This window comes from Prolixibacteraceae bacterium (genome assembly GCA_019856515.1).
In the GTDB taxonomy this organism is placed as follows: Bacteria; Bacteroidota; Bacteroidia; order Bacteroidales; family Prolixibacteraceae; genus Halosquirtibacter; species Halosquirtibacter xylanolyticus.
Window position 1 is genome coordinate 1,939,765 of the sequence record CP082230.1, and the last position, 23,360, is coordinate 1,963,124.

The following is a 23,360-nucleotide window of genomic DNA, read 5'->3' on the forward strand; positions in this document are numbered from 1 at the left end:
AAATTTTTAATTACCAATTTATCACTTTACAACATCAATCAATTCAACTTTTCATCCAATATATCGACAAGTGTATCAACGCCAACATCCTTCGCCACAATCTTCATATCATGATCTAGTAGATATATTTTAGGCGTGGTAGTTATATTGTAATAATGATGCATAAAACTATTCCCATATTTATCGTAAACATTAATCCATTGACCAATGTTTTGATCTTTAATAAATTTGCTCCATTTTTCCACATCCTGTTGTGTGTTTACAGCCATAAAATCAACACCTTCTCCAAAATACTTTGTAAAAGCTCGTTGATACAGATCTGGAACGACCTTTTTACAGTGATTACAGGTAGGATCCCAAAAGACAACAACATGGTATTTACCTTGCTGACTATACAATGAAACATCCCTATCTTGAGAATCTTGCAAACTTAAGTTATGCGCCTTTGCCCCCACTAACACAGGCATTACAGCCATCACCTTATCTTTCACTTTCTTATAATTAACTGAATCTAAAAGTGTCTGTCCAGATCGTAATTGATTTTGAGATGCAATTTGAACAAACACCTTATCCATTCCCATAATCTTTGAATTAATAGAAGAGGTTAAGAGATGATTTGCAACGTATTTGTACACTGCCTCATTCTTTTTACTTTTCTCAATAACCATTAACAAAGCAGGGCCAATTGAATCAGGTAGCGGCACAAGTATATCTTTCATATACTTATCAAGGTTTCGTTCCAAGATAGGACTTCGAACAAGCCCCTCATTAGAGAAATCAATATTGTCAAAGAAATGATTTCTCATGAAGTTATATTGCTTACTCCACAGCACGGTGTCTTTACGAGCATTACCGTATAAACTTTTGGGTAAACCTACAGATTTTGCTGCTTTTATAAAGTCTGCATAAAAAAGCGTATTAGATTCTGATGATTGAGCTTGCATAAAACGCTTCATACGCTCATTCAAAGTATTCATGCGCTTGCGTATAGCAGCAACACTGTCTTTATTATTCTCAAATTCTGTATACTGCTTTCGATACGAACTCATAGCATTTCGGGCATCAAGTAGTCTACTTTCATATTGAAAAAATAGCACAGTCTCTTTAGCACCTACGACGTTATTAATCTTCAATTTATCTCCTGCAGTAGCAGTAATAGACATGTCATAATCATCACCTAGAAGAATGTCTTGGTGTCTATCCTTATCGATGTATAGCTTATAGAGACCAGGGCCTTTGATATTCTTACTTGGAATAACACCAACCCCTTGGTTCAACTGAACACTATCAACCAACATGATCGAGGTTCCCTGGTAAACAGCTAGATAAACCTTATCATTATCATGACTACCAGTAAGATGAACTTTAATCCCAGATGCAGTAACATAACTTACAGAGACAAGCAAAAACACTACACTAAGAGATAGGTAATGAATTATAATTCTACCAAAACGCATAAAAATATTTTATTGATTGTACATTGTTCCGTATCTTAAATTGACATACATTTTAGATGAAAACCCATTAGATCTTCTTCTTTCGTAAATCTCTTTAGACTGATCTTTTCGGTGTGGTAAGTCTAACTCTTTCATATCATCACCTAAAGAAGCATGTTCGAGTGTAACATAAACATAATTCAATATATCAAAATTAGTGCCAACATACAAATCTCCTTTGTCTAATTTCACATTAAGTGTAGTCGAGTTAGAGCTAATCTCATCAATATACACTGAAGCAAAGGAATTTGTAACACTCACATTACCAACAGCGATGCCAAGCTTTATTAATGTATATTTGGTATTAAACTTAACATTCTCTATCCTTTTTATTTTCCACTGAGATGATTCCCCCGTCATTGTTGCATTAGCACAATTATCAATATTAACTTTTGCATAATGAGCAGATATCGACATTTTATTGAACTCTTTTGCAGATATCGAACCATGATCGATATTGACATTACCAACAACAAGTGTATCAGCAATAATATCAGATGATTTAAGTTTTAATTTTCCTGTGCCCAACTTCCCAACACAACCACTAAATCTAAAATGGCTATAAGTCGCATCAATATCAATTTTCTCACGCCAGACAGGAATATCAAAAGATGAGAACAACGAATGAATCTTTATAGGATAAAACTTTGGAATACCGATCCTATAATTAAATCGATATTTTCGTACAGTATTCGTCACCCTTCCTCTAGTCTGATGTAAATTTAGAATACTATCTTTAACATGGTGGATCACATCATAATTCTTCAACTCTTTGGATGCCTTATTTTCTGCGATATTATCCATTACGATACGAACATCAACGACAAGTGAATCTTCACTTGTTTCATAAAAAACAACATTTCCATATTCTACATCCATCGTAATCGACGACACAGACATCGTAGGAACACTAAAATGTATTGTTTTATCAGTAGAAGCATTCAAATTCAATACTGCCAAAACAGCAAATACGAATATAAATAAAGACTTATTCATGATATGTTTTTGGTTAAATAAATATGAAATCAAACATGGAAAATAATTAGTCACACAAAATGTTTGATTATCTACACAAAAATAATCAACTAATATGTAACAATATCAAGAAACCAATGATAATATACTATTTTGAATAAAGAAAAAAGATAACTTTGCGAGGATTGTTTTTTATTCCATAATAATATTATATTTAAATTGTGGATCGTTTTACACCGATACATAAAGAAAAACATCAATCGTAACAACAAAGAGAAACTTCAATTTTCGAATATATCATGACAAGACATTTTTTAATTCTTCTTTTAATTATACCTTTTCTGATATCGAATGATGCTCAGGCACATACTACTCAGAAGAAAAAGAAGCCGGCCACAGAAAAAGCGGAGAAAAAGAAAGATAAGAAGGAAAAGAAGTCTCCTGAAAAAGAGGAAAAGAAAGAGAAAGCGCCTAAAGAGAAAAAGACAAAGGAGAAACCACTCACTCGTCATAGAGTTGAAAAAGCTTGGACAATACAAGCTGGTGGAGGTATTACTACTTTCTTTAAAGAGACAATGGGATCCAATGCTGATTATAGTACGATAGCACCTATGGCTACGTTCGGGATCCATCGTGCAATAAATGACATAATGATGTTAGGGATCGATGCCAACTATGGAATGGTAATTGGTCAAACTGCAAAACCTACGATAATAGATGGAAAACTGAATTTCATCGTTAACTTCTCTAATTGGGCCAACAAAGATGTTGTTGATTCTAAATTCACATTTTATGGTAAAGTAGGAGGAGGAATTAACTATCTTCAACATTCAACACTCGAAAAACCAACAGAAAACTGGGCAATGAGTTTTGGAGCAGGAATCATGGTTGATTATAATATTTCAAAACATTTTGCACTTAGATTAACTGCAGATGGTAATGTACTTCATCGTCAATATTACGAAGGTGGAAGTGACAAGGATTATAATTTTAATCGCAATCCGATTTATCTTAATGCAGGACTTGGATTTGCCTACAAATTCAACTTTCGTAAAGACAAAGAAGAGAAGATGAAGAAAATTATCCGTAATAAAAATATGGAGTTCTTCAGAAAAGATGTTCATGAGTTTGACGTTAAGACCAAAGAGTATATTGCGAAGGACGATGAGTGTTTCGTAGATGTAGATGTCATTAAAGGCAAGTTCCAAGCAGATGCTAAATTAGAACTTGAACTACTTCCTGGAATCATGGGCTATAATGAAAAGACAGGGAAATACGACCTTGAGACCATCAAAATTATCGATGATAATATGACTGCAAATGACACCATTCATTATCAGTTTAAACTCAAAGCATCACAAGAGTTTGATAGAGGAATATATGTTTTAGGAACCTACTCCTATATCAACAAGAATAAAAAACGTCAAAAGGTTAAAATCCAATCTTCGGTATACAAATCTGCGAAATGGGAATTCCGTGTACAATTAGCGGCATTCAGCAAAATTCCATTCACCAATGAAATTGCACGTAAATATTTCCGTATAGATTCTGAAATCATAGACGAAGATAATAATGGTATCACAAAATTCTTAATTGGTAGATTTAAATCATATGCACAAGCGAAAGAGTATTGCCAAAAGATTCAAGAAGACACCACCATTCGGGATGCCTTTGTGGTAGGATATAAGAATGGCGTTCGTGTTCGAACCTTAAAGGGAGAACACTTCGGAAGTTATAAGTAAACGTAGCCACTCAAACATATAAAGGTTTATTCTATTAATAGGATAAACCTTTTTTTATCCTATTACATCAACAACAAAAAGATATTGATCCGAACAATACCTTAAAATAGTGTGCACCTAGACAACCATGTGGTCTTGATATATCGAAACTTATTAAAACAGAGACTAGCAGACAACATCAATTCATCCTCTCTAAAGAGAAGATCACAAAAAAGGCTGTCTAAACACTAGACAGCCTTTCTTATAATCTATATAAAAGAGAAAATTAATCCTCCTCTTCTTGTGTCTCAGAAGGTCTTTTCTTTGTTCCTTCGTAAAGTTCGTAGTGATTAAAACTACACTCTAAAGAACCATTAAATAGCTTGATCTTTTGGCTTGTTCTTAAACCAACACTCTTAAACCCTTCTTTAGAAGAAGATAAAATCCAAGCATCATATCCAGCAAACTCTTTCTTAAGCGTATCTCCAATCGAACGATAAAGGTGCTCAAGTGAATTTGGTTTCATACGCTCACCATAAGGTGGGTTTGTGATGATAGTTCCACCATCAACCAGACATTTCACTTCACGAATATCTTTATGCTTTAAATGGATACACTTAAATAGATTTGCATTACGAATATTCTTTTCTGCAATCTTAAGTGTACCTGGGTGTACATCAGATCCAAGAATTGGATAATCAAACTCCTTCTCATAATCATCATCATACACATTCTCAAATGCGTCTGCATCGAAATCAGGCCAATTCTCAAAACCGAAACTTTGACGATAAACCCCAGGAGGAATACCATACGCAATCATTGCAGCCTCAATAAGAAGTGTACCAGATCCACACATAGGATCTACAAAAGCACTATTCTGATCCCATCCACTCAACAGAATCATACCAGCAGCCAAAACCTCACTAAGTGGTGCATCATTCTGTCCCAAACGATATCCACGACGATACAAAGCATCTCCAGAACTATCTAAAGATAGAGAACACTTATTACCCATTAAATGGACATGTACCTTAATGTCAGGATTTTCAGGATCAACAGAAGGACGCTTCTTATACTTCTTTCGGAATTGATCAACAATGGCATCTTTCACACGAAGAGATACAAACATTGAATTGGCAAACAGATCAGACGTAACAACTGAGTCTAGTGCAAAGGTCTTTCCCAAAGTTAAATATTGAGTCCAATCCACTTTTGATGCCTCTTCATATAGAGAGTCTCTATTGGTTACATCAAACTCATAAATTGGCTTCAAGATCCTCAACGCTGTTCGGCAACAATAGTTCGCACGATACAACATCTCTTTATCTCCTTCGAAACTAACAGCTCTTCTCTGCTCTTCAACATTAGAAGCTCCTAGATCGATTAACTCTTTTGCCAACACCCCCTCTAAACCAGCGAATGTCTTGGCTACATACTTGTAGTTTTCCACGATAGAACTTTTACCCATTATAATTATCACAAAAATAGACGAATTCCATCAAAAACAAACATAGAACGAAATCAAATTCCGCCTCCATCGATAAATTTTTCAACACGAGAGCGTCCTTGTATTATTCTAGCATAGGGCAAAACATCATCTGTGACCCATACATTACCACCGATCGTAGCATGATGTCCTACTGTAATTCGCCCAAGAATAGTAGCATTAGAATAGATTACCACATCATTTTCTACAATAGGATGACGAGCAATACCCTTTATTGGATTACCATTCTCATCCAATGGGAAACTTTTGGCTCCTAATGTAACCCCCTGGAACAACTGTACTCGATCTCCAATAATACATGTTGAACCAATCACAACTCCTGTACCATGGTCTATCGAAAACGACTCTCCAATCTGTGCATGAGGGTGTATATCAATACCCGTCTCCGAGTGTGCTAATTCAGAAATAATTCTTGGAATCATTGGAACACCAAGTTTGTATAAACAGTGGGCAACACGATAATTACAGATTGCTTTGATGGATGGATAACTAAATACGACCTCTCCTTGATGACTCGCCGCAGGATCATTTAAAAATGCAGCCTCCACATCCTTCGACATCTTTTCACGTAACATCGGTATCGACTCAATGAAGTCGATCGTAATCTGTTTACTCAATTTCTTTCGTGACATCAACAACTCGACTGTCCTCTCTTGCGTACAAGAGAAGCAAAGACCTGCCAACACTTGGTCATTAAGCATCTCGTAGATCTGATCTACCAACAATCCAGTGTAATATTTTAATGTAGTAGGGTTTATAGGGATAAAACCATAAAAACCTGGAAATATTAGCTGTCGACATTTTTCCACGATATCCTGCAATACCGCAATACTAGGCATTGGCTCATCTTCATAATGCTCATGACAAACCTTTAAATAAGAAGTTGGTGCTGAAAGAGCATCCACAATTCCTTCGAACCTTTGTTTTACATTTTTATCATCCATTCGACCTATATATTTTCGCTTCTGCTTTTTAAAAACTTTTCTACGGCGCGTTTTCCATTCTCAAAACGAACATCGCCTACTCCAGAGATCTCGATAAAATCACATCCATGTGACTTCAACTCTCTCTTATACCTCTCATACAGATAAGCACGTCGTTCACCCCCATTCTCTCTAGTTGGATCCTCCTCCCAAGGAAGATCATAATCTAACAACAGATATAAGTCTGCAGCATATTGCTGAATATGTTGATCAACAAATTCAGGCACTTTATTATAAACTTCTTCAAACCAAATCTTGGTGATGATCATCCAACTATCATAAAAAACGAACTTTAAAGGCTCACCCACTAATGCCATATCCTGATCCACCTGGTGTGATGCAATAGCAACAACATCCTCATAACTATAATCAAAACCATGCTCTTCTACATAAGTCCGAGCATACTCAGGAATATCCACACCATCAAAATATTTAGCTAAATACTTCGACATCGTTGACTTACCTACAGATTCCGGACCAGTAATAACCACTCTATACATTCGCAGCACTATTTTGTTTTGTCATCAAACGTTTCCATTGATAAAATCCCACTGCTGCCAATACCGTATAAGTTGACATTAATAATACGGTCGGTGTCATATCTTTATAGAAGTATGCAATAGCAGCAACTAAATCTATAACCACCCAAAATAGCCATTGTTCAATTAGTTTCTTAGTCATCATCCATGTCGCCACAATTCCAAATGCCGTCGTAAATGCATCCACCTTAGGTACAGGAGAGTCTGTATGATAAGCCAACAAATACCATATACCAACATAAAGAACCAATGAAGAAACAATAATATACAACCACTCTTTTCGAGTTGTATACCGAATACTTATATCTGATTTCTCTCCATTACTTTTCGACTTCTTTGTCCACATATACCAGCCGTAGACACTGATTATAACATAATAGACCTGAAGAGACATATCTGCATAAAACTTATTCACAAAGAAAACATAGATATATAGTGCCGAAGTTAATACCCCAAAGAACCAAGTCAAGATATGTTCCCGTATAGAACAAAAAATATATAAAAAACCAAGGATTGCACTTATCCACTCCAAGTTTTTATCTGTAACAATCCAATCTAATAAAGTATCCAACATAACTTTCATTTAAAAACAGACGTAAAGATGCAAAATTATTCATTTAAAACTTTACACAATGCAATGCGATACAATTCCAAGAAAAAAAATTACGTATATAGAATACGAATGTAACGTTCACAATAAATAAATGTAACAGTCAAATTATCAAACAGCCCACACCTATATTACATCCGTTAGTATGAAGAGACAAAAAAAGATGTTCCTTATATTCAAGAAACATCTTTTTACACCTAAACAACTAACATATATGACTCTCCTACCTACTCACGATAAACAATGATTTAGCAAGGCTATATCGCATTATCACGATTTAAAATATTCTGATACTTATCCTTGCTATTTAATATCTCTAATGCTTTGTCTATTTCGTCATCATCCTCATTAAGCATCTCATAAAAAGCACCTCTTGGATATAAAAAACGTGCCATAATCGCTCTCATCTGTAATGATATCATTGCATTAGACTCTTCATTCTCTACCACCTTCACATCTTTAATTTTCTCTTTTGCTCTTTTATGAAGATTCTCTATCACCTCAACGGGCAACTTATAACCACTCTTATACGATGCAAAATCAGGATAATTAGCTGCAATATCCTCTCTATGTTTATTCAAATACTCAAAAACATAAGGATAGAATAGATCCTCTCGTATCATCTGATTGATATAACCATAACTCACCGTTGAATCTAGCGGAACATAAATATCTGGAACGACTCCCCCTCCACCATAAAATTTACGATGATTCTTTAAGGTATAATACACACTTGTTGAATCACGAACCACCTTTGTCGAATCGAAGAGCTCCCCATCCTCAACACGATCCATGATATCTTTATAATATGCACTTGTTCCTTTTCCATAAGGCTTTTGAATATTACGTCCTGCGGGAGTAAAATAATGAGCTATAGTCAATCGCATCAAAGAACCATCAGTCAACATAAAAGGCTGTTGCACTAATCCCTTACCAAAAGATCTTCGTCCAATAACAACTCCTCTGTCCCAGTCTTGAATCGCACCCGTCACAATTTCACTTGCAGATGCAGAGCCCTCATCAATTAGCACAATCATCTTTCCCTGCTTAAAATCACCATCTGAATCTGAATAGTACTCCTTTTTAGGACTATGCAGACCCGAGGTATAAACAATCAGTTTATTTTTATTTAGATATTGATTCGAAATTCCGATAGCTGCACGTAAATAACCTCCACCATTACCTCGCAGATCGAGAATTAAATTCTGTACATCATTCTCTTTCTCTAATTCAGCCAATGCCTCTGTAAACTCCTCTTCGGTCTTCGCACCAAAACGATTTAATTTGATATATGCCGTATTGGGATCTGCCATATATGAAGCATCCAAACTATAAATCGGAATTTCATCTCTGACAACAGTGTAGTCGACAGGAGCTTGAACACCTCGTTTGACCATTAAGACCACTTTGGTTCCTTTACTTCCTCTAAGAACCTCTACAACCTTTGAATTGGTCAATCCCACTCCTGCAATATTTTCACCATCCACCATCAATATTTTATCTCCAGCATGAATCCCAACTTGCTCAGATGGGCCACCACTTATAGTACTCATAACAACCAATGTATCATTAGATATATTGAAAGATATTCCAATCCCTTCAAAACTACCCTCTAACATCTCAGTCATCTTCTCCACCTCTTCTGCACTCACATAACTCGAATGAGGATCTAAATCCGATAAGACTTTTTTTATCGCAGAGGTAGTTACCTGCTCTAAGTCAACGCTATCGACATAATACTCTTCCAAGAAACTTAATACACGTGCATACTTTACAGCTTGTGCACGTAAACTTTTATCCTCAGTTTGAGCATAACTACACGAGTACATAAACACGGAGATAAACACTAATAGTAATTTGTTCATAGTATATATTTAAGAAGTGAAGCTACTTACATTATCATAACAATATCAATTCAATTTTGAAAAGATCTCTAATCTTTTGAGAATACACCCTGTTGATGTAAATCAAAAATAGAGATATCCCTACCCTACGGTGATACTTCTACTAAGTACAAACGAAGTTGAACAGAATGATATCTCTCAATTCAATACAGTATTGGTATTATATCTATAACAATGCACTCTTTAATTAGTTTGCTTTTTGAGGGGACAGATTCTCTTAAAGATTCATGTATAAGGCGGAAATAGACTAGAACCTCTCATTATCAACCAACAAAGATCAAGCTTTATTATAAAACATATTTTGAATTAACTAAGATCACCCAGACCTCAGATTATCAACAAACCAAAACATGAATCATGCCAAGATAAAAAGAACTCAATTATTTCCACAAACGAATTACAACAAAAAACATGAAACCATTAATACCAAACATAAAGTAATTGATTACCATCAAAGTAAGTCATCAACCCCATTATACCATACCATTTCTTTAAAAAACAAAAAATAGAGAGCTATTCTATAACATCTTTTCACCTCTTAGATAAATGGTTATTAATATGACAAGGATATAACATTTTGCTTATCTTTGCTATTAAATACAAGCATTGAGACAGTTTATTCAGTGTTATAATACTTGATAATGAAATGAGTAGCAAAGGAAAATTAGACGTAATCGATCTTAAAATATTAGATATCATATCACAGAATGCACGCATCCCATTCAAAGATGTAGCAGAAAAATGTGGTATTTCAAGAGCTGCAGTACATCAGCGAGTTAACCGTTTAACTGAGATGAAGGTAATCATCGGTTCGGGATATCATATAGATCCAAAAAAAGTGGATTATAGAACTTGTACTTATGTCGGTATTTTTCTTGATAAAGGAGGTTTATATCCAACCGTTGCGGAGAAATTAAAAGAGATACCTGAAATTGTAGAGTGTCATTACACTACTGGACAATACGCGATCTTCGCCAAAGTATACTCTAGAGACAACGAGCATCTGAAAGATATTCTCATTCATCAAATCCAACCGATTAAGGGGATAACATCTACAGAAACGATCATTTCTTTAGAAGAGACGTTTAGACGCGAGGTGCCGATAATCATCAATGAAGAACAATAAAAAGCAACGCCCATTAAAAATATTAATGGGCGTCGTTTTTATCACCTCATGGTGTATGATAGGACTTCTATCCTCTTTGTCTTACCACTTCAAACAGAAGAACTGCTGCTGCCGAAGAAACATTAAGCGACTGAATCTTTCCTTTCTGTGGAATTGCAACTTGTTGTTCTACTACTTTTAAGATTCCAGGAGTTACTCCTTTATCCTCAGAACCCATCACAATACCCAAAGGCATCTTAAAGTCTGCTTCATAATAGAATATTTTTGCTTTCTCTGATGCAGCCACACATTGCACACCATATTGCTGTAGTGTAAACACAGCATCTTTCAAGTGCTTCACTTTACAAATAGGCAATGTATGCAAAGCTCCAGCAGAAGTTTTAACTGCTTCTCCATTAATACGAGCTGAACCCGCTTCTGGAATAATAATCGCATCAACTCCTGCAATTTCAGCAGAACGAGCAATTGCTCCAAAATTTCTCACATCGGTGATTCTATCCAATAGTAAGAATAGAGGCATGGCACCATCTTCGTTCATCTTTTCAGCTACAAGCATTTCAAAGTTCGCGAAATCGATAGGTGAAACATAAGCAATAGCACCTTGATGGTTATTCTTGGTAACTCGTTGAAGTCTTTCGTGAGGAACCATCTGGAAAGGAATCTCTTTGTCACGAATCAATGCAAAAAGTTCTTTATACAACTCTCCACTACTCTCCTTCTTTAATAGAATCTTCTCAATAGGTTTACCAGAATGGATAGCTTCCATTATCGGACGTATCCCAAAAATATAATCGTTACCCTGCGAACTCATTTCGTCTTTTTTTATAATAATATCCTAAATACTTTTCTCTTTATAATCGCACTACCAAGTTTTCAAACAACTCACCTCTTCTAATGTTTCGGTACAGTTCTCCCACTTGGTCATCTCCTCTTCCAAATCTCTCTTTACAGCCTCATATTTTGCAAAGAAATCCATGTCTGCGCCCTTAGATGGATCTAGCTCCATCTCTTTATCAAGCGCTTCAAGCTTCAACTCAAACTTCTCAATCTGCTTCTCTACTTCAGTCAATGCTCTTTCAGCTTTCGAAATCTTTTTATTGATCTCCTTCTTCTGCTCATAGCTTAAACTATCAGAAGTATCATTATCTTCTAATTTCTCTTCACTTTTTTTATTTTGTGCCGCACGCAGTGTCACCTGTTCATTAGCTAACTCTATCTGACGCTTCTCAAGATAGCCATAAATTCCGTCATGATGTGTTCTCAGCTTCTTATCTCTAAACTCAACCACTTCATCAACTAGACCATCTAGAAATTCACGATCATGGGATACGACAATCACCGTGCCTTCAAAATCCACAATTGCTTGCTTTAACAACTCCTTGGATGAAATATCCAAGTGGTTGGTAGGCTCATCTAGGATCAATAAATTTACAGGCTCCAATAAAAGTTTAATCATTGCCAATCGAGATCGCTCTCCTCCAGACAACACTTTCACCTTCTTATCTACATCTTCCCCTCCAAACATGAATGCACCTAAGATATCTCTAACCTTAGTTCGCATATCACCAGTGGCAATATTGTCAATCGTTTCAAAAACGGACAAGGACTCATCCAATAGAGAAGCTTGATTTTGAGCAAAGTATCCAATCTTTACATTGTGACCAAGGTTCACTTCTCCTTCATATGCAATCTCTTGCATAATCATCTTAACCATGGTCGATTTTCCTTCCCCATTCTTACCGACAAAGGCAACTTTCTTACCTCTTTCAAGCTCAAAGTCAACCGTATCTAATACCAAATGATCATAGCGTTTCGAAGCCTCTTTCGCATCTACAACAATAGTTCCAGAACGAGGTGCTGGAGGAAACTTAATATTTAACGAACGTCGATCTTCCACATCAAGCTCAATACGATCCACTTTCTCAAGTTGCTTTATACGTGACTGAACTTGTACCGCCTTGGTCGCTTTATATCGAAAGCGTTCAATAAAATCTTCCGTATCTTTGATCATCTTCTGTTGATTCTCATAGGAAGCTTCCAGCTGCTGCCTTCTCTCTTTTCGAAGATCGAGATATTTACTATAATTCGCTTTGTAATCGTGTATTGTACCCAAACTAATTTCAATAGTTCGGTTGGTAATATTATCTAAGAAAGCCCTATCGTGAGAAACCAAAACCACAGCTCCATGATAGTCTTTTAAGAAATTCTCTAACCACTGTATCGATTCAATATCTAAGTGATTGGTAGGCTCATCCAGTAGGAATACATCAGGACGCTTCAAAAGTATCTTAGCTAACTCGATTCGCATACGCCATCCTCCAGAGAATTCTGAAGTCAAACGATTAAAATCATCACGCTTAAATCCCAATCCCAAAAGAGTCTGTTCAATTGAAGCCATATAATTCCCTGCTCCAATAATTTGCAATCGATCTGTTACTTCAGTAACTTTCTCAATCAGCTTCATATATTCATCCGAATCGTAATCTTCACGAGAAGCTAAAGCATCGTTCAATGCCACCAACTCCTTCTCCATGTTTAGGATATCATCAAAAGCAGACTCCGCCTCTTCTAAAACAGTTCGATGGTCATTAACCATCATATGCTGAGGCAGATATCCAACAGTAACATCCTTAGGACGTACTACCTCTCCAGAAGTAGCCTCCTTCTGTTTTGCAAACACTTTTAACATTGTCGATTTACCAGCACCATTACGGCCAGTTAAACCAATACGATCCTTGGGATTTATTTTAAAGGTTAGATTCTTAAACAAATCAAACCCTCCAAAGCTGACAGTCAGCTGCTCTACAGAAATCATTGAACTCAATTTTGGATTACACCTAAGGGAGCAAAGATATAATATTTCATCGCTCTTTTCTTGTTTCTATCCATCTTATCCGTAAACTTTTTGGAGTTTATAACTGTTTAATGAATATTAAATAAGGAAAATCCACTAGGGCATATTTTTCGAACTGCTTTTTTTTTATTCTTTTTGTACTCGATTTGCACGCAATGAGACAACAACACAAACACACAATGAAGAATATTTTTCAAAAAAAATGGCTATACATATTCTGTATACTGTGCAGTACATATTCATTTTCGAATAGGTCCTATGCTATAGACAATTACAATCAATTTCGCACTTACTATTTTCTTTCCACGCCAATAAAACCAAACTGGAATTACGTTGGTGCTCTTGGATATCACTATGTTACAAACAATGACAATTGGAATCGAATAGAGTTACGAAACGAACTATCCTATCGTTTCAAACGTGATATTAAATTTACCGCAGGAGCACGTCTTAACTATGTCCGAAAGTACCACCAAAATTATCAATTCGAAGTCCGCCCTTATCAAGCAGTATCATTAACATGGCCTCGATTAAACAGTTTTAATTTTGTGCATCGACTCATGATGGAGGAACGATTTACATGGGATCTTACAGGAGAAAATGAGATGTTCGCACAGGGTCGTTTTCGTTATCGTGTGGATACAAAGATCCCAATATCAAAACCAGCACTCATTCCAAAATCCATTTACATTCGTCCAATGTTTGAAACTTTTATATCTTTCGGGGATAATATTGACCATGCATACTTTTCACAGAATAAATATACCGTCGCCCCTGGATATATCATTTCTAACAATCTGACTTTAGAGTTTCGTTATGAGTTGATCAATGGCAAATCTGCTACTGAACATATCACCAACAAGAAAACGAATCTTTTTCGTTTACAATTAACCCACAAACTTTTTTAAAACTATTGGTTATGACAAGGAAGAGAGACAAAAAAAACATGGGGATTCTAGTGGTAATAGCACTAAGTATTGCAATTCTGATCACAGGTATCAAAATGTATCAAAAAAAGAAACAACCTGTTCATGTCAATCTTCCTGTGGACACACTTAATTATATCAAGCAAGAGAAAGATGATCCAATAAAACATACACCCCAAGAAAATCAAGTGAACCGTGCTGAAACGAAAAATGAAAATCAAAAAGATAAGCAAGTTCATGCGATTAAACCTCAAGAGAACACTATTGAATTTAGTCCATCAAAACCAACAATTACCATCAGTCACCCAAAGCCTACTCACGAAATACCCTCTCTGATGATTGCCTCTTACGATCGTAAAGAGGTTGGACTATTTCCTAACTTCAATGTTACCACCTATACAAATAAAAAAAGAGCACTTTGGGTAGCCTCTTTAAACAAAGTCTCCAAATTCCTGATTCATGATACGACTGAAATCAAATATGTACATAGTCTAAAATATCCTGGAAATGAAGCTTTGAAAAAAGAACAAATCAATGCCATTCGCGAGAATATTAGCCAAGTAGAAAATCTTAAGCAACTAAAAGAGTTACTAATTAACAACCAGCAGAAGTACCAGTCTGAACTTCCAATTACCAATACTGCTTATAATGATCAATTCATTATCGGAAAAGGGATCCATCTATATCTGTATGCTGATGAAGAGTTAGATGCACCCAATGCTGCGATAGCACTTCTAAACATGTGGATCATACCCAAGAAATATCGCACGGTAGACAAAACTCGAATCCTAGCAGTTTCAACAGACAATCAAAATATCATAGTACTACTTTCCAACGGCCATCTCTTTGAGTTAAATAAAAATTTAAAGACACTGTCTATCCTTAAGCTTAAAGAGGGACAAATATATAACCCTTCGATTATTAAAGGGAAAGATCGACTTGTAGTCACTTCGAACAAAGGAATATTCGAAATACAAAAGAGCGATAAACAATGGTCTGTAATTAATTTCACCTCTCTCAACCTACAGACCCAAAGAGCAGTACTTCAAGCACCAAAACTGCTTACGATCGACAACAAACAAATTTTTGTGGCTTTGACCCAAGAAGATAATCCCAAGATACTCTTCTATAAGATAGGAGATAGAGAGACCGACTTTCCTTATTTCACCCATTCAATAAATACAACGAAAGACACCAACGCATTAGATATCCAGATTATTCATAATCAGCTATACCTGTATCAAATCGGCAAGGCTGGAGAGATGATGCGACTGCATGTCGATTATGAAAACAAGAGTGTTACACCGATATGGAAAATCGACAATAATATTTTCATTTTACTTCACAATGATAACCACCAACGCATCTTCTCTGTATCCAAAGAGGGAGGTAAATGGCGAATTAACTCCATCTCAGTTGATAGTGGCAAAACAATCAAATACCTTAAGCTAGATCTCAGCAAAGATTATCTTCCAACAAACGAAGCGATTCAACCGATTGGACCAAATCATTTTGTTTATGCGGGCGTTTTAGATCTATTAGAATGTCAAATCACCGAACCGTAACTTTTTTTACGATTAACTATCTACTATAGTGATCGGAATCGTTATATTTGTCGCTTTAATATCATATTTAAGTTTTACGTTTTGGGTAGAAGTAGAAGAAAAAAACCGTTTTACGAGAAAGTTCGTATCACCGATGTAGGTGCCGAAGGAAAAGCTATCGCTAAGATCGATGACATGGTCGTGTTTACAACTCATGTGGTTCCTGGCGACGTAGTAGACCTTCAGGTCGTAAAAAAAAGAAAAAGATACCAAGAAGCTAGAGTTACAAAAGTACACGAATACTCAGAAGATCGTCAAGATGCATTCTGCGAACACTTTGGAACATGTGGTGGTTGCAAGTGGCAGTTTCTTCCATACGACAAACAGCTTTTCTACAAACAGAAGCAAGTAGTAGACCAACTAAACCGTTTAGGTAAAGTAGAACTTCCTGAATTCGAACCAATACTTGGATCAGAAAAGACTTCTTTCTACAGAAACAAACTGGAATTCACCTTCTCTAACAAGCGTTGGTTAACATTTGAAGAGGTTGAGTCTGGACAAGAGTTTGACCATATGAATGCCGTTGGATTCCACATACCTGGTATGTTCGACAAAATTATCGACATCGATAAATGTTGGTTACAATCAGATCCGTCTAACGGAATTCGTAACGAAGTAAGAAAATATGCCTTAGAGAACGGACTGACTTTCTTCGACCTAAGAAACCAAGAAGGTTTCCTTAGAACTTTGATTGTTCGCACCTCTTCGACAGGACAAACAATGGTGATTCTATCTCTCTTCCATGAAGACAAAGAGGTAAGAGAAGCTCTATTGAACCACATTGCAGAGAAATTCCCAGAGATCACATCTCTTATGTATGTGATTAACGAGAAAAAGAATGATACAATTGCCGACCAAGATATCATTGTCTTCAAAGGGCAAGATCATATCATGGAAGAAATGGAAGGTATCCAATTCAAAATTGGTCCAAAATCATTCTATCAAACCAACTCAGAACAAGCGTACGAGCTGTATAAAATTACACGCGACTTTGCCCAACTAACAGGGGAAGAAAACGTATATGACCTCTATACAGGAACAGGTACTATTGCAAACTTCGTAGCGAAGAAAGCAAAACATGTTGTAGGTATTGAGTATGTTCCATCTGCAATTGAAGATGCCAAAGTCAATTCTGCCAACAACAAAATTGACAACACAACATTCTACGCTGGAGATATGAAAGATATCTTAAATGACGAGTTTGTTGCTGCTCATGGTAATCCTGATGTAATTATCACCGATCCACCAAGAGCTGGAATGCATGAAGATGTAATCAACGTGATTCTAAATGCAGCACCTCAACGCATTGTTTATGTCAGCTGTAACCCAGCGACACAAGCAAGAGACCTTTCTCTTATGGATGAAAAATACAAAGTGACAAAAGTACGTCCAGTAGACATGTTCCCACACACACATCACGTGGAGAATGTAGTACTACTTGAAAAGAGATAAAAATCGTTCTATACGATTCATCAAAGAGACTGTCAATCGGACAGTCTCTTTTTTATTGTGATCGCTGTTAATTCAGAATTATATCACAAATAAAATATCAACCTCGAATCAACTCCTCCACCAACTGAAATACAGTCGTCACAGATTCCATATCCGAAGGAGTCAATCCATCCGTATATTTCTCTTCATAAATCCTTCTAGCACGTTTCACAGCCAATGTTCTTCTGCTCATCGATTCTCCATTTGACAATCTCACTTTACTAAGTAATAACCCATAAAGATCCTTATTAATCTTTTTCTGATTTCTTTCTATATGTATGCTAGACCCACACTTTATCAGTTCATCATTTAACATCTTACGATATCGATCTCTATTAACACAACCTCCAGGATGATCAATAAAATGAAGCAATATCCAATATTCAAATGCCTGATTTGAAAATGCAACTTTAACTCCTTGACTTAACGCTTTATTATAGGCATTATTAAAAGCCACAGAACTATTATCATCTTTATCATAGACAGCCCATACATGATCAAAAGAGTGCTCCTCTTCGATTTTACGACACGCTTCATCGACAACACCCTTTGCACTATTATCATTAGATGGACGAGCATCGACATGCACTAAAGGAGAGCTATAAAAGTTAAAATAGCTTTCCTCTGTTTCACCTTCGGTTATAATCAAAAAACTTCGTTTCTGTTCGATGTGCTCATTTTTTCGCCCTAATGGCTTCTCTTTTCGTTTAGCTTTCTGTTCTTCTTTTCGTTTCTTACGTATCTCCTCTTGAACCAATCGCTTATTCTTCATTTTCATAAGAGAGTATTTAAATTGAGTTCACAGAAACATAATGAACATTTGGAGTGGCTCCATATTTCCCTAACAGATAATTCTTACCGTATTGGTCACTAGTACGAACACCCTTAATCTCGTCTAGGGAATATAGATTTGACTCTCCATAAATATTTTTGTCCATAAACCAAATCTGATCTCTCCTGAAAGTTTCTGGATCTAGAATATAAACATTATGTGTATTGAAAATTAATTGCGCATTATTTTTATTAAACTCTTTTGAATTAAATAAACGAATAATATTCAAAAGAAGATTAGTATGTAGTTTAGAGCAGAGCTCATCAATAACCAACGTTTTACCATTTTCTAGCGTATCAATAATGGGGCCTGATAAAGCAAACATCTTTTGAGTTCCTTCTGATTCATCTTTAAACAAATTAAAAAGACTTTTTTCGTCTACAGGCCTATAGTCCTTATCAAAAACATCTTTCTTTACATTAATATCTGGACGATTATAAACCTTTATTTTTTCAGGCAATTCCGTAAATAATTGTGATAAGGAATCTGGAAACTCGCTATCTTTAACAAGTAGACTATCAATACCAAGATCAGACTCTGAAAGAAATTTTTCAACACGACTCCTAAAGTTATTATTCTCTTGCACTTTATCAATCGTAAATGACTCATAACCTTCAGGTTCATTTCCTGAAATCACATTAAAACTTTTAAACCATTCTATGACCTCTGATGCCAATGAATCATTTAATTGATCAGCCAAAGACAACAATAAACCATTCTCTCTCAACAGATTCTTTGACTTAATAAGTTTAGCTATTTCGAATTTCGTTTTGTTATAGTCAATCTCCTCGTCTTCGAAACGATAAAAAACCTCCGTTTCCCTTTGAGCTTTCGAAAACAACCACTCCTCCGTTACCTTATTCCTATTTAAAGAAAAACCATAGCGATATTGGATACCATCTTTTGACAAAAAAACCATCTCGAATTCACTGTCTTGGGTAATTGTTTCTGTATTCAATCTAAAAGGATCAACATCAATCTTGTCTCCCTTTTGACTAGAGCTAGAAGTTCTGAGTATAAATCTAGTCATAAAATTCATTGCATTGAACAGTTTACTCTTACCACTCGCATTAGCCCCATAAACTACAGAGGTCTTTAATGCACTTATTTTTTGGTCCGGAAACTGCACAATATTATTCACTAATGAAGTTTTGTCTCGTTCAGATAGAACAGCACTAAATTCAACTTCATCCTTAAACGTTTTATAATTCTTTACTGTAAAATTTAAAAGCATATCATGTATTATTTGCAAACATAAAAGTAGCTATTTGCAAATATACAACAAAAACAGGTTGTTAACTCCCAAAAATGACTTTTTAACCATACATGTCTTATTAAGCAAAGAATTATGAGAATGAATTGTTTATGCACTAACATATTTCTTAATTATAATTCTACGAATAGACTCTATTACTAGAAAAGAATCTCTACTCCATTATTCACGTTAAGTATAGATGTGTAAATAATGACGTATCTTTTATTATATGATATTAGTCATAGTGTTTGTAAATCGGCTCATATCTCTTTTGACAACAATGCACTGAAAGTCCTAAACTTTCTAGCCTAGTGGGACAGCTTTTATGTTATAGTAATTAATGATGCGTTATCATATAAGATTCATTGACATCATTAAATGAGATCTCCACAATCGATATTAACAGGTCGAGTTATTCAATATAATCCATCTTTATTTGCTGCAACGATGCGCTGAAGACGCAACAGTGAATAGCCCAGTGCGAAGCGTTGGGTATAGATACTCCCCAACACATAAGGGCTGTAAGTCCGCTCCAATTTATTTTAATCGCAAATCACTCATACTGGTCTAACCTTCAACCCTCCGTATATAAAAAACCATACATACGCTTTAAAATCTAGACTAGAAAGTGATACCTCTTCAGGGTATAATATGTCATCCCCTTTCTCTGCATGAGATGATGTGAATATTAATATCATACTAAAAGAGAGCTGACAAGATTATTTATTTTGTATGAGCAGACTCACACTATATATTGGGACTTGTGAGGTTGGATTAGCAGTTAAAGAGATGTCAATGTTTATGCTCCATTACTTACATCAACTACAGCCACATAAAAAACAACTAATCAAGGACCTATATTGCTATTTTTAGTATATTCATAGAATCAAATCACTTCTCATAAAGAGAATTACCTCACACCAAATATTCGACTTACCCCCCTGCTAATGCCCATTGGGATAATAGCAAGCATATCTTCCCTACCACCTCCTTACTATCAACTAGGGGGATGACAGGTACCTTCTCCCACCTATGTCCAAGATTTGTCCATGGTTTAGCCATGATTCAGCCATCGAAAACCCCGAAATCGATGGACAAACCATGGACGAACCATGGCTGAACCATGGACAAAGGTAGGAGGAGACTCCTATCAACCCCTTAGGAGGTGGTAAGGAAGTACTAAAGATGAAGGGAGTAAAATTAGTGCATATCATTACAGATTCAGACGAATCGAAATCACAAGGCGTACCAATGAATTGGCACAAACTTCGACAAAGGGCATGATCATAAAATGATAGAATGTCAATGAAAATCCTCCTTTAAAGCCACCTTCCTCTGAATAACATACTACAATCCCCTGCCTTCTTTTGAATATCACTGGTAGTAGATTCAAAGTTCCCTCACCCAAAAAGCAAAATCGATGAATGTACTTCGAATGAACTTTGAATGTACTTCGAGCCATGTCAAAGGAAGGTCAGGGGATAGTAGCTTTTTAGTCATGATGTGGTGTTATAGTTCTGAGTAGATCAATTTAAGAGATATCATCCGTATTTCATTCTTGCACATCCGCCTTTTGTGGACATCTATTTCGATGACGTTATGTATTGTTTGTGCCAATTTATTGTCACGAGAAGGAGACATAAACCGATATTGACCATTACAATGACAAAACAACGCACAAGGTGGGCCAATGAGTTGGCACAAGATTCGACCTCCAACGTCAATATAGCACCGATGATAACTCTATGATAGGAGAAAATTGGGGATGCCAATTGCTGACATATGGCTGTCGACATTAATAAAACGGTGTATGATTATGTATTTGAATTATGTTAATCTGCTATGAAGGGAGGGTAAAGGGGGTGAAAGACGGTATAAAAGAGGTATAAGGGAAGTATCAGATAGAGAGTAAAGAGTATGCAACACTTATGGGACCGAACCAACCTCATAAATTTGTATGAGAAGAAGAATGATAAAAAATCGTTAATGTGATCTTCGAAGACTTAGAACGTGTTCACTCTCAAAGAGTCAAAAGAAAAAGATGATTTATTTTCTTATGTAAACAGTTTCATTTTTATTACTTTTACGATATAAGCATAGGTTCATATAATATTTTCAAAGAGACCAATGAAAAATTACGGGTTATACACCGACTATTACGAAATCACCATGTCTCAAGCTTTCTTTCTATCGGGGAAAGGAACGGACCAGACATCATTTGATTACTTCTATAGAACAAATCCCTACGGGGGTGGTTATTTGGTATTTGCAGGGTTAAGCGATGCCATTGAGATGATTAAGGATTTTAGGTTTTCTTCTGAGGATCTTCAGTTCCTGACGAATCAAGGTCTTGATTCGAGATTTATTGACTATCTAAAGGATTTTAAATTTAGAGGAAACATATATGCCATGAGGGAAGGGGAAATTGCCTTCCCAAGGGTCCCAATAGTACGAGTGGAGGGTAATATTATCGAATGTCAGTTGATAGAAACACTCCTATTAAATATTTTAAATTACGAGTCGCTTATTGCGACGAAGACTTTCCGTATTGTTCAGGCGGCCAAAGGGAGAGATATTATTGACTTTGGTCTTCGAAGAGCGCATGGTACAGGAGCTGTTCAAGCAAGTAAAGCAGCTATGATTGGTGGTGCAGTTGCTACATCTAACGTATATGCAGCAAGGAAGTATAATCTAAAAGTATCTGGAACGATGGCCCATAGTTGGGTTCAGAGTTTTTTGGACGAATATGAGGCCTTCCGAACTTTTGCTGAGATCCATCCAGATAACTGTATATTACTTGTGGACACCTACAATACACTAGAGAGTGGAGTTCCTAATGCCATTAAATTGGCGGATGAATTGAAAGATAAAGGAATAAAGGTAAAAGGAATACGTCTCGACAGTGGTGACTTATCTTATTTAAGCCGTAAAGCAAGACAGATGTTGGATGAGGCAGGATATCCAGATATAATCATCACGGCCTCTAACCAATTAAACGAATATGTAATCAATAGTCTCTTAGAACAAGATGCGAAGATTGATGCATTTGGAGTAGGAACAGAGATGATCACAGGTAAGCCTGATGCATCTCTAGACGGTGTTTATAAGCTATCGGAGTGTAATGGAATTCCTCGAATGAAGATATCTGAGAACATAGAGAAAGTAACGCTCCCTGGAGCAAAAAAAGTGGTACGTTACTTTGATGATCACGGTCAATTTTTCAGAGATGCGATTGTAAAGAGTTCTGAGGATGTCACTGCGATAACAGAAATTTCGCATCCAAGTGTTGACTATAAGAAGACCCCAGTAAAAGGTCTTAAATATGAGGAGTTACAGAAGCTCATCATGAAAGATGGCGAAGTAGTATCACCGCTACCATCGACACAGGAAGCCTACGAATATCTGCAAGAGAGATCTAAGCAGTTGGCTGACGAACATTACCGTTTTATTAGTCCACACATCTATAAAGTGGGGCTTTCAGCGGCACTAAAACAAGAACGTGATGATTTCCTAAACAGGCTATCTTCATAAACCACA

Annotated in this window: 17 protein-coding genes; 6 read left to right on the forward strand and 11 right to left on the reverse strand. The window is 36.1% G+C overall.

Going from position 1 to position 23,360, the window contains the following annotated elements; genetic code table 11:
- Positions 1 to 38: 38 nt before the first annotated feature.
- Together K5X82_06845 and K5X82_06850 are read right to left on the reverse strand one after the other, a co-directional pair.
- A complete protein-coding gene (locus K5X82_06845) occupies positions 39 to 1,457 on the reverse strand; it encodes a redoxin domain-containing protein (GenBank protein QZT38605.1) in 1,419 nt (472 codons plus the stop codon).
- Between the two features lie 9 nt (positions 1,458 to 1,466).
- Positions 1,467 to 2,492 carry a hypothetical protein gene (locus K5X82_06850; protein ID QZT38606.1) on the reverse strand — a complete coding sequence of 342 codons (1,026 nt, stop codon included), beginning with the start codon at positions 2,490 to 2,492 and terminating at the stop codon, positions 1,467 to 1,469.
- Between the two features lie 278 nt (positions 2,493 to 2,770).
- Here K5X82_06850 and K5X82_06855 point away from each other — a divergent pair, with 278 nt between their 5' ends.
- Positions 2,771 to 4,213 (forward strand): SPOR domain-containing protein, encoded by a 1,443-nt coding sequence (locus K5X82_06855; protein ID QZT38607.1) that lies wholly within the window; start codon positions 2,771 to 2,773, stop codon positions 4,211 to 4,213.
- Between the two features lie 265 nt (positions 4,214 to 4,478).
- On the opposite strand, the gene K5X82_06860 is transcribed toward K5X82_06855, so the two are convergent.
- The 5 genes from K5X82_06860 to K5X82_06880 form a co-directional block, all read right to left on the reverse strand.
- The gene (locus K5X82_06860; protein QZT38608.1) at positions 4,479 to 5,642 is read right to left on the reverse strand and encodes an RNA methyltransferase; all 1,164 of its coding nucleotides are present in this window, start codon (positions 5,640 to 5,642) and stop codon (positions 4,479 to 4,481) included.
- Positions 5,643 to 5,713: 71 nt separating this feature from the next.
- Complete coding sequence (locus K5X82_06865) at positions 5,714 to 6,643, reverse strand: serine acetyltransferase (GenBank protein QZT38609.1); 930 nt, start codon at positions 6,641 to 6,643, stop codon at positions 5,714 to 5,716.
- 5 nt (positions 6,644 to 6,648) lie between these two features.
- Positions 6,649 to 7,182, reverse strand: coding sequence for an ATP-binding protein (locus K5X82_06870; protein ID QZT38610.1), 534 nt, complete (start codon positions 7,180 to 7,182; stop codon positions 6,649 to 6,651).
- Positions 7,175 to 7,795: a nicotinamide riboside transporter PnuC gene (pnuC, locus tag K5X82_06875; GenBank protein QZT38611.1), complete on the reverse strand. Its 621-nt coding sequence runs from the start codon at positions 7,793 to 7,795 to the stop codon at positions 7,175 to 7,177. Before pnuC ends, K5X82_06870 begins: the two co-directional genes overlap by 8 nt.
- Positions 7,796 to 8,088: 293 nt before the next feature.
- Positions 8,089 to 9,696, reverse strand: coding sequence for a S41 family peptidase (locus K5X82_06880; GenBank protein QZT38612.1), 1,608 nt, complete (start codon positions 9,694 to 9,696; stop codon positions 8,089 to 8,091).
- Positions 9,697 to 10,381: 685 nt separating this feature from the next.
- Between K5X82_06880 and K5X82_06885 the strand changes: the two genes are divergently transcribed.
- Positions 10,382 to 10,861, forward strand: coding sequence for an Lrp/AsnC ligand binding domain-containing protein (locus K5X82_06885; GenBank protein ID QZT38613.1), 480 nt, complete (start codon positions 10,382 to 10,384; stop codon positions 10,859 to 10,861).
- 67 nt (positions 10,862 to 10,928) lie between these two features.
- Here the strand turns inward: K5X82_06885 and rlmB are convergent, their stop codons facing one another.
- Complete coding sequence (rlmB, locus tag K5X82_06890; GenBank protein ID QZT38614.1) at positions 10,929 to 11,672, reverse strand: 23S rRNA (guanosine(2251)-2'-O)-methyltransferase RlmB; 744 nt, start codon at positions 11,670 to 11,672, stop codon at positions 10,929 to 10,931.
- A 51-nt stretch (positions 11,673 to 11,723) separates the two neighbouring features.
- Entirely contained in the window at positions 11,724 to 13,676 is a 1,953-nt protein-coding gene (locus K5X82_06895) for an ATP-binding cassette domain-containing protein (GenBank protein ID QZT38615.1), read from the reverse strand.
- A gap of 218 nt (positions 13,677 to 13,894) precedes the next feature.
- On the opposite strand from K5X82_06895, the gene K5X82_06900 reads away from it, so the two are divergent.
- The 3 genes from K5X82_06900 to rlmD all read left to right on the forward strand — a co-directional run bounded on the left by K5X82_06900 (position 13,895) and on the right by rlmD (position 17,697).
- Positions 13,895 to 14,623 carry a DUF2490 domain-containing protein gene (locus tag K5X82_06900; protein QZT38616.1) on the forward strand — a complete coding sequence of 243 codons (729 nt, stop codon included), beginning with the start codon at positions 13,895 to 13,897 and terminating at the stop codon, positions 14,621 to 14,623.
- 11 nt (positions 14,624 to 14,634) lie between these two features.
- The gene (locus K5X82_06905) at positions 14,635 to 16,206 is read left to right on the forward strand and encodes a hypothetical protein (GenBank protein QZT38617.1); all 1,572 of its coding nucleotides are present in this window, start codon (positions 14,635 to 14,637) and stop codon (positions 16,204 to 16,206) included.
- An 81-nt stretch (positions 16,207 to 16,287) separates the two neighbouring features.
- Positions 16,288 to 17,697 carry a 23S rRNA (uracil(1939)-C(5))-methyltransferase RlmD gene (gene rlmD, locus K5X82_06910; protein QZT38618.1) on the forward strand — a complete coding sequence of 470 codons (1,410 nt, stop codon included), beginning with the start codon at positions 16,288 to 16,290 and terminating at the stop codon, positions 17,695 to 17,697.
- A 97-nt stretch (positions 17,698 to 17,794) separates the two neighbouring features.
- On the opposite strand, the gene K5X82_06915 is transcribed toward rlmD, so the two are convergent.
- Together K5X82_06915 and K5X82_06920 are read right to left on the reverse strand one after the other, a co-directional pair.
- The gene (locus K5X82_06915; GenBank protein QZT38619.1) at positions 17,795 to 18,514 is read right to left on the reverse strand and encodes an RloB family protein; all 720 of its coding nucleotides are present in this window, start codon (positions 18,512 to 18,514) and stop codon (positions 17,795 to 17,797) included.
- 10 nt (positions 18,515 to 18,524) lie between these two features.
- Positions 18,525 to 19,802 carry an ATP-binding protein gene (locus tag K5X82_06920; protein QZT38620.1) on the reverse strand — a complete coding sequence of 426 codons (1,278 nt, stop codon included), beginning with the start codon at positions 19,800 to 19,802 and terminating at the stop codon, positions 18,525 to 18,527.
- A 2,148-nt stretch (positions 19,803 to 21,950) separates the two neighbouring features.
- Between K5X82_06920 and K5X82_06925 the strand changes: the two genes are divergently transcribed.
- Positions 21,951 to 23,354: a nicotinate phosphoribosyltransferase gene (locus K5X82_06925; protein ID QZT38621.1), complete on the forward strand. Its 1,404-nt coding sequence runs from the start codon at positions 21,951 to 21,953 to the stop codon at positions 23,352 to 23,354.
- Positions 23,355 to 23,360: the final 6 nt, after the last annotated feature.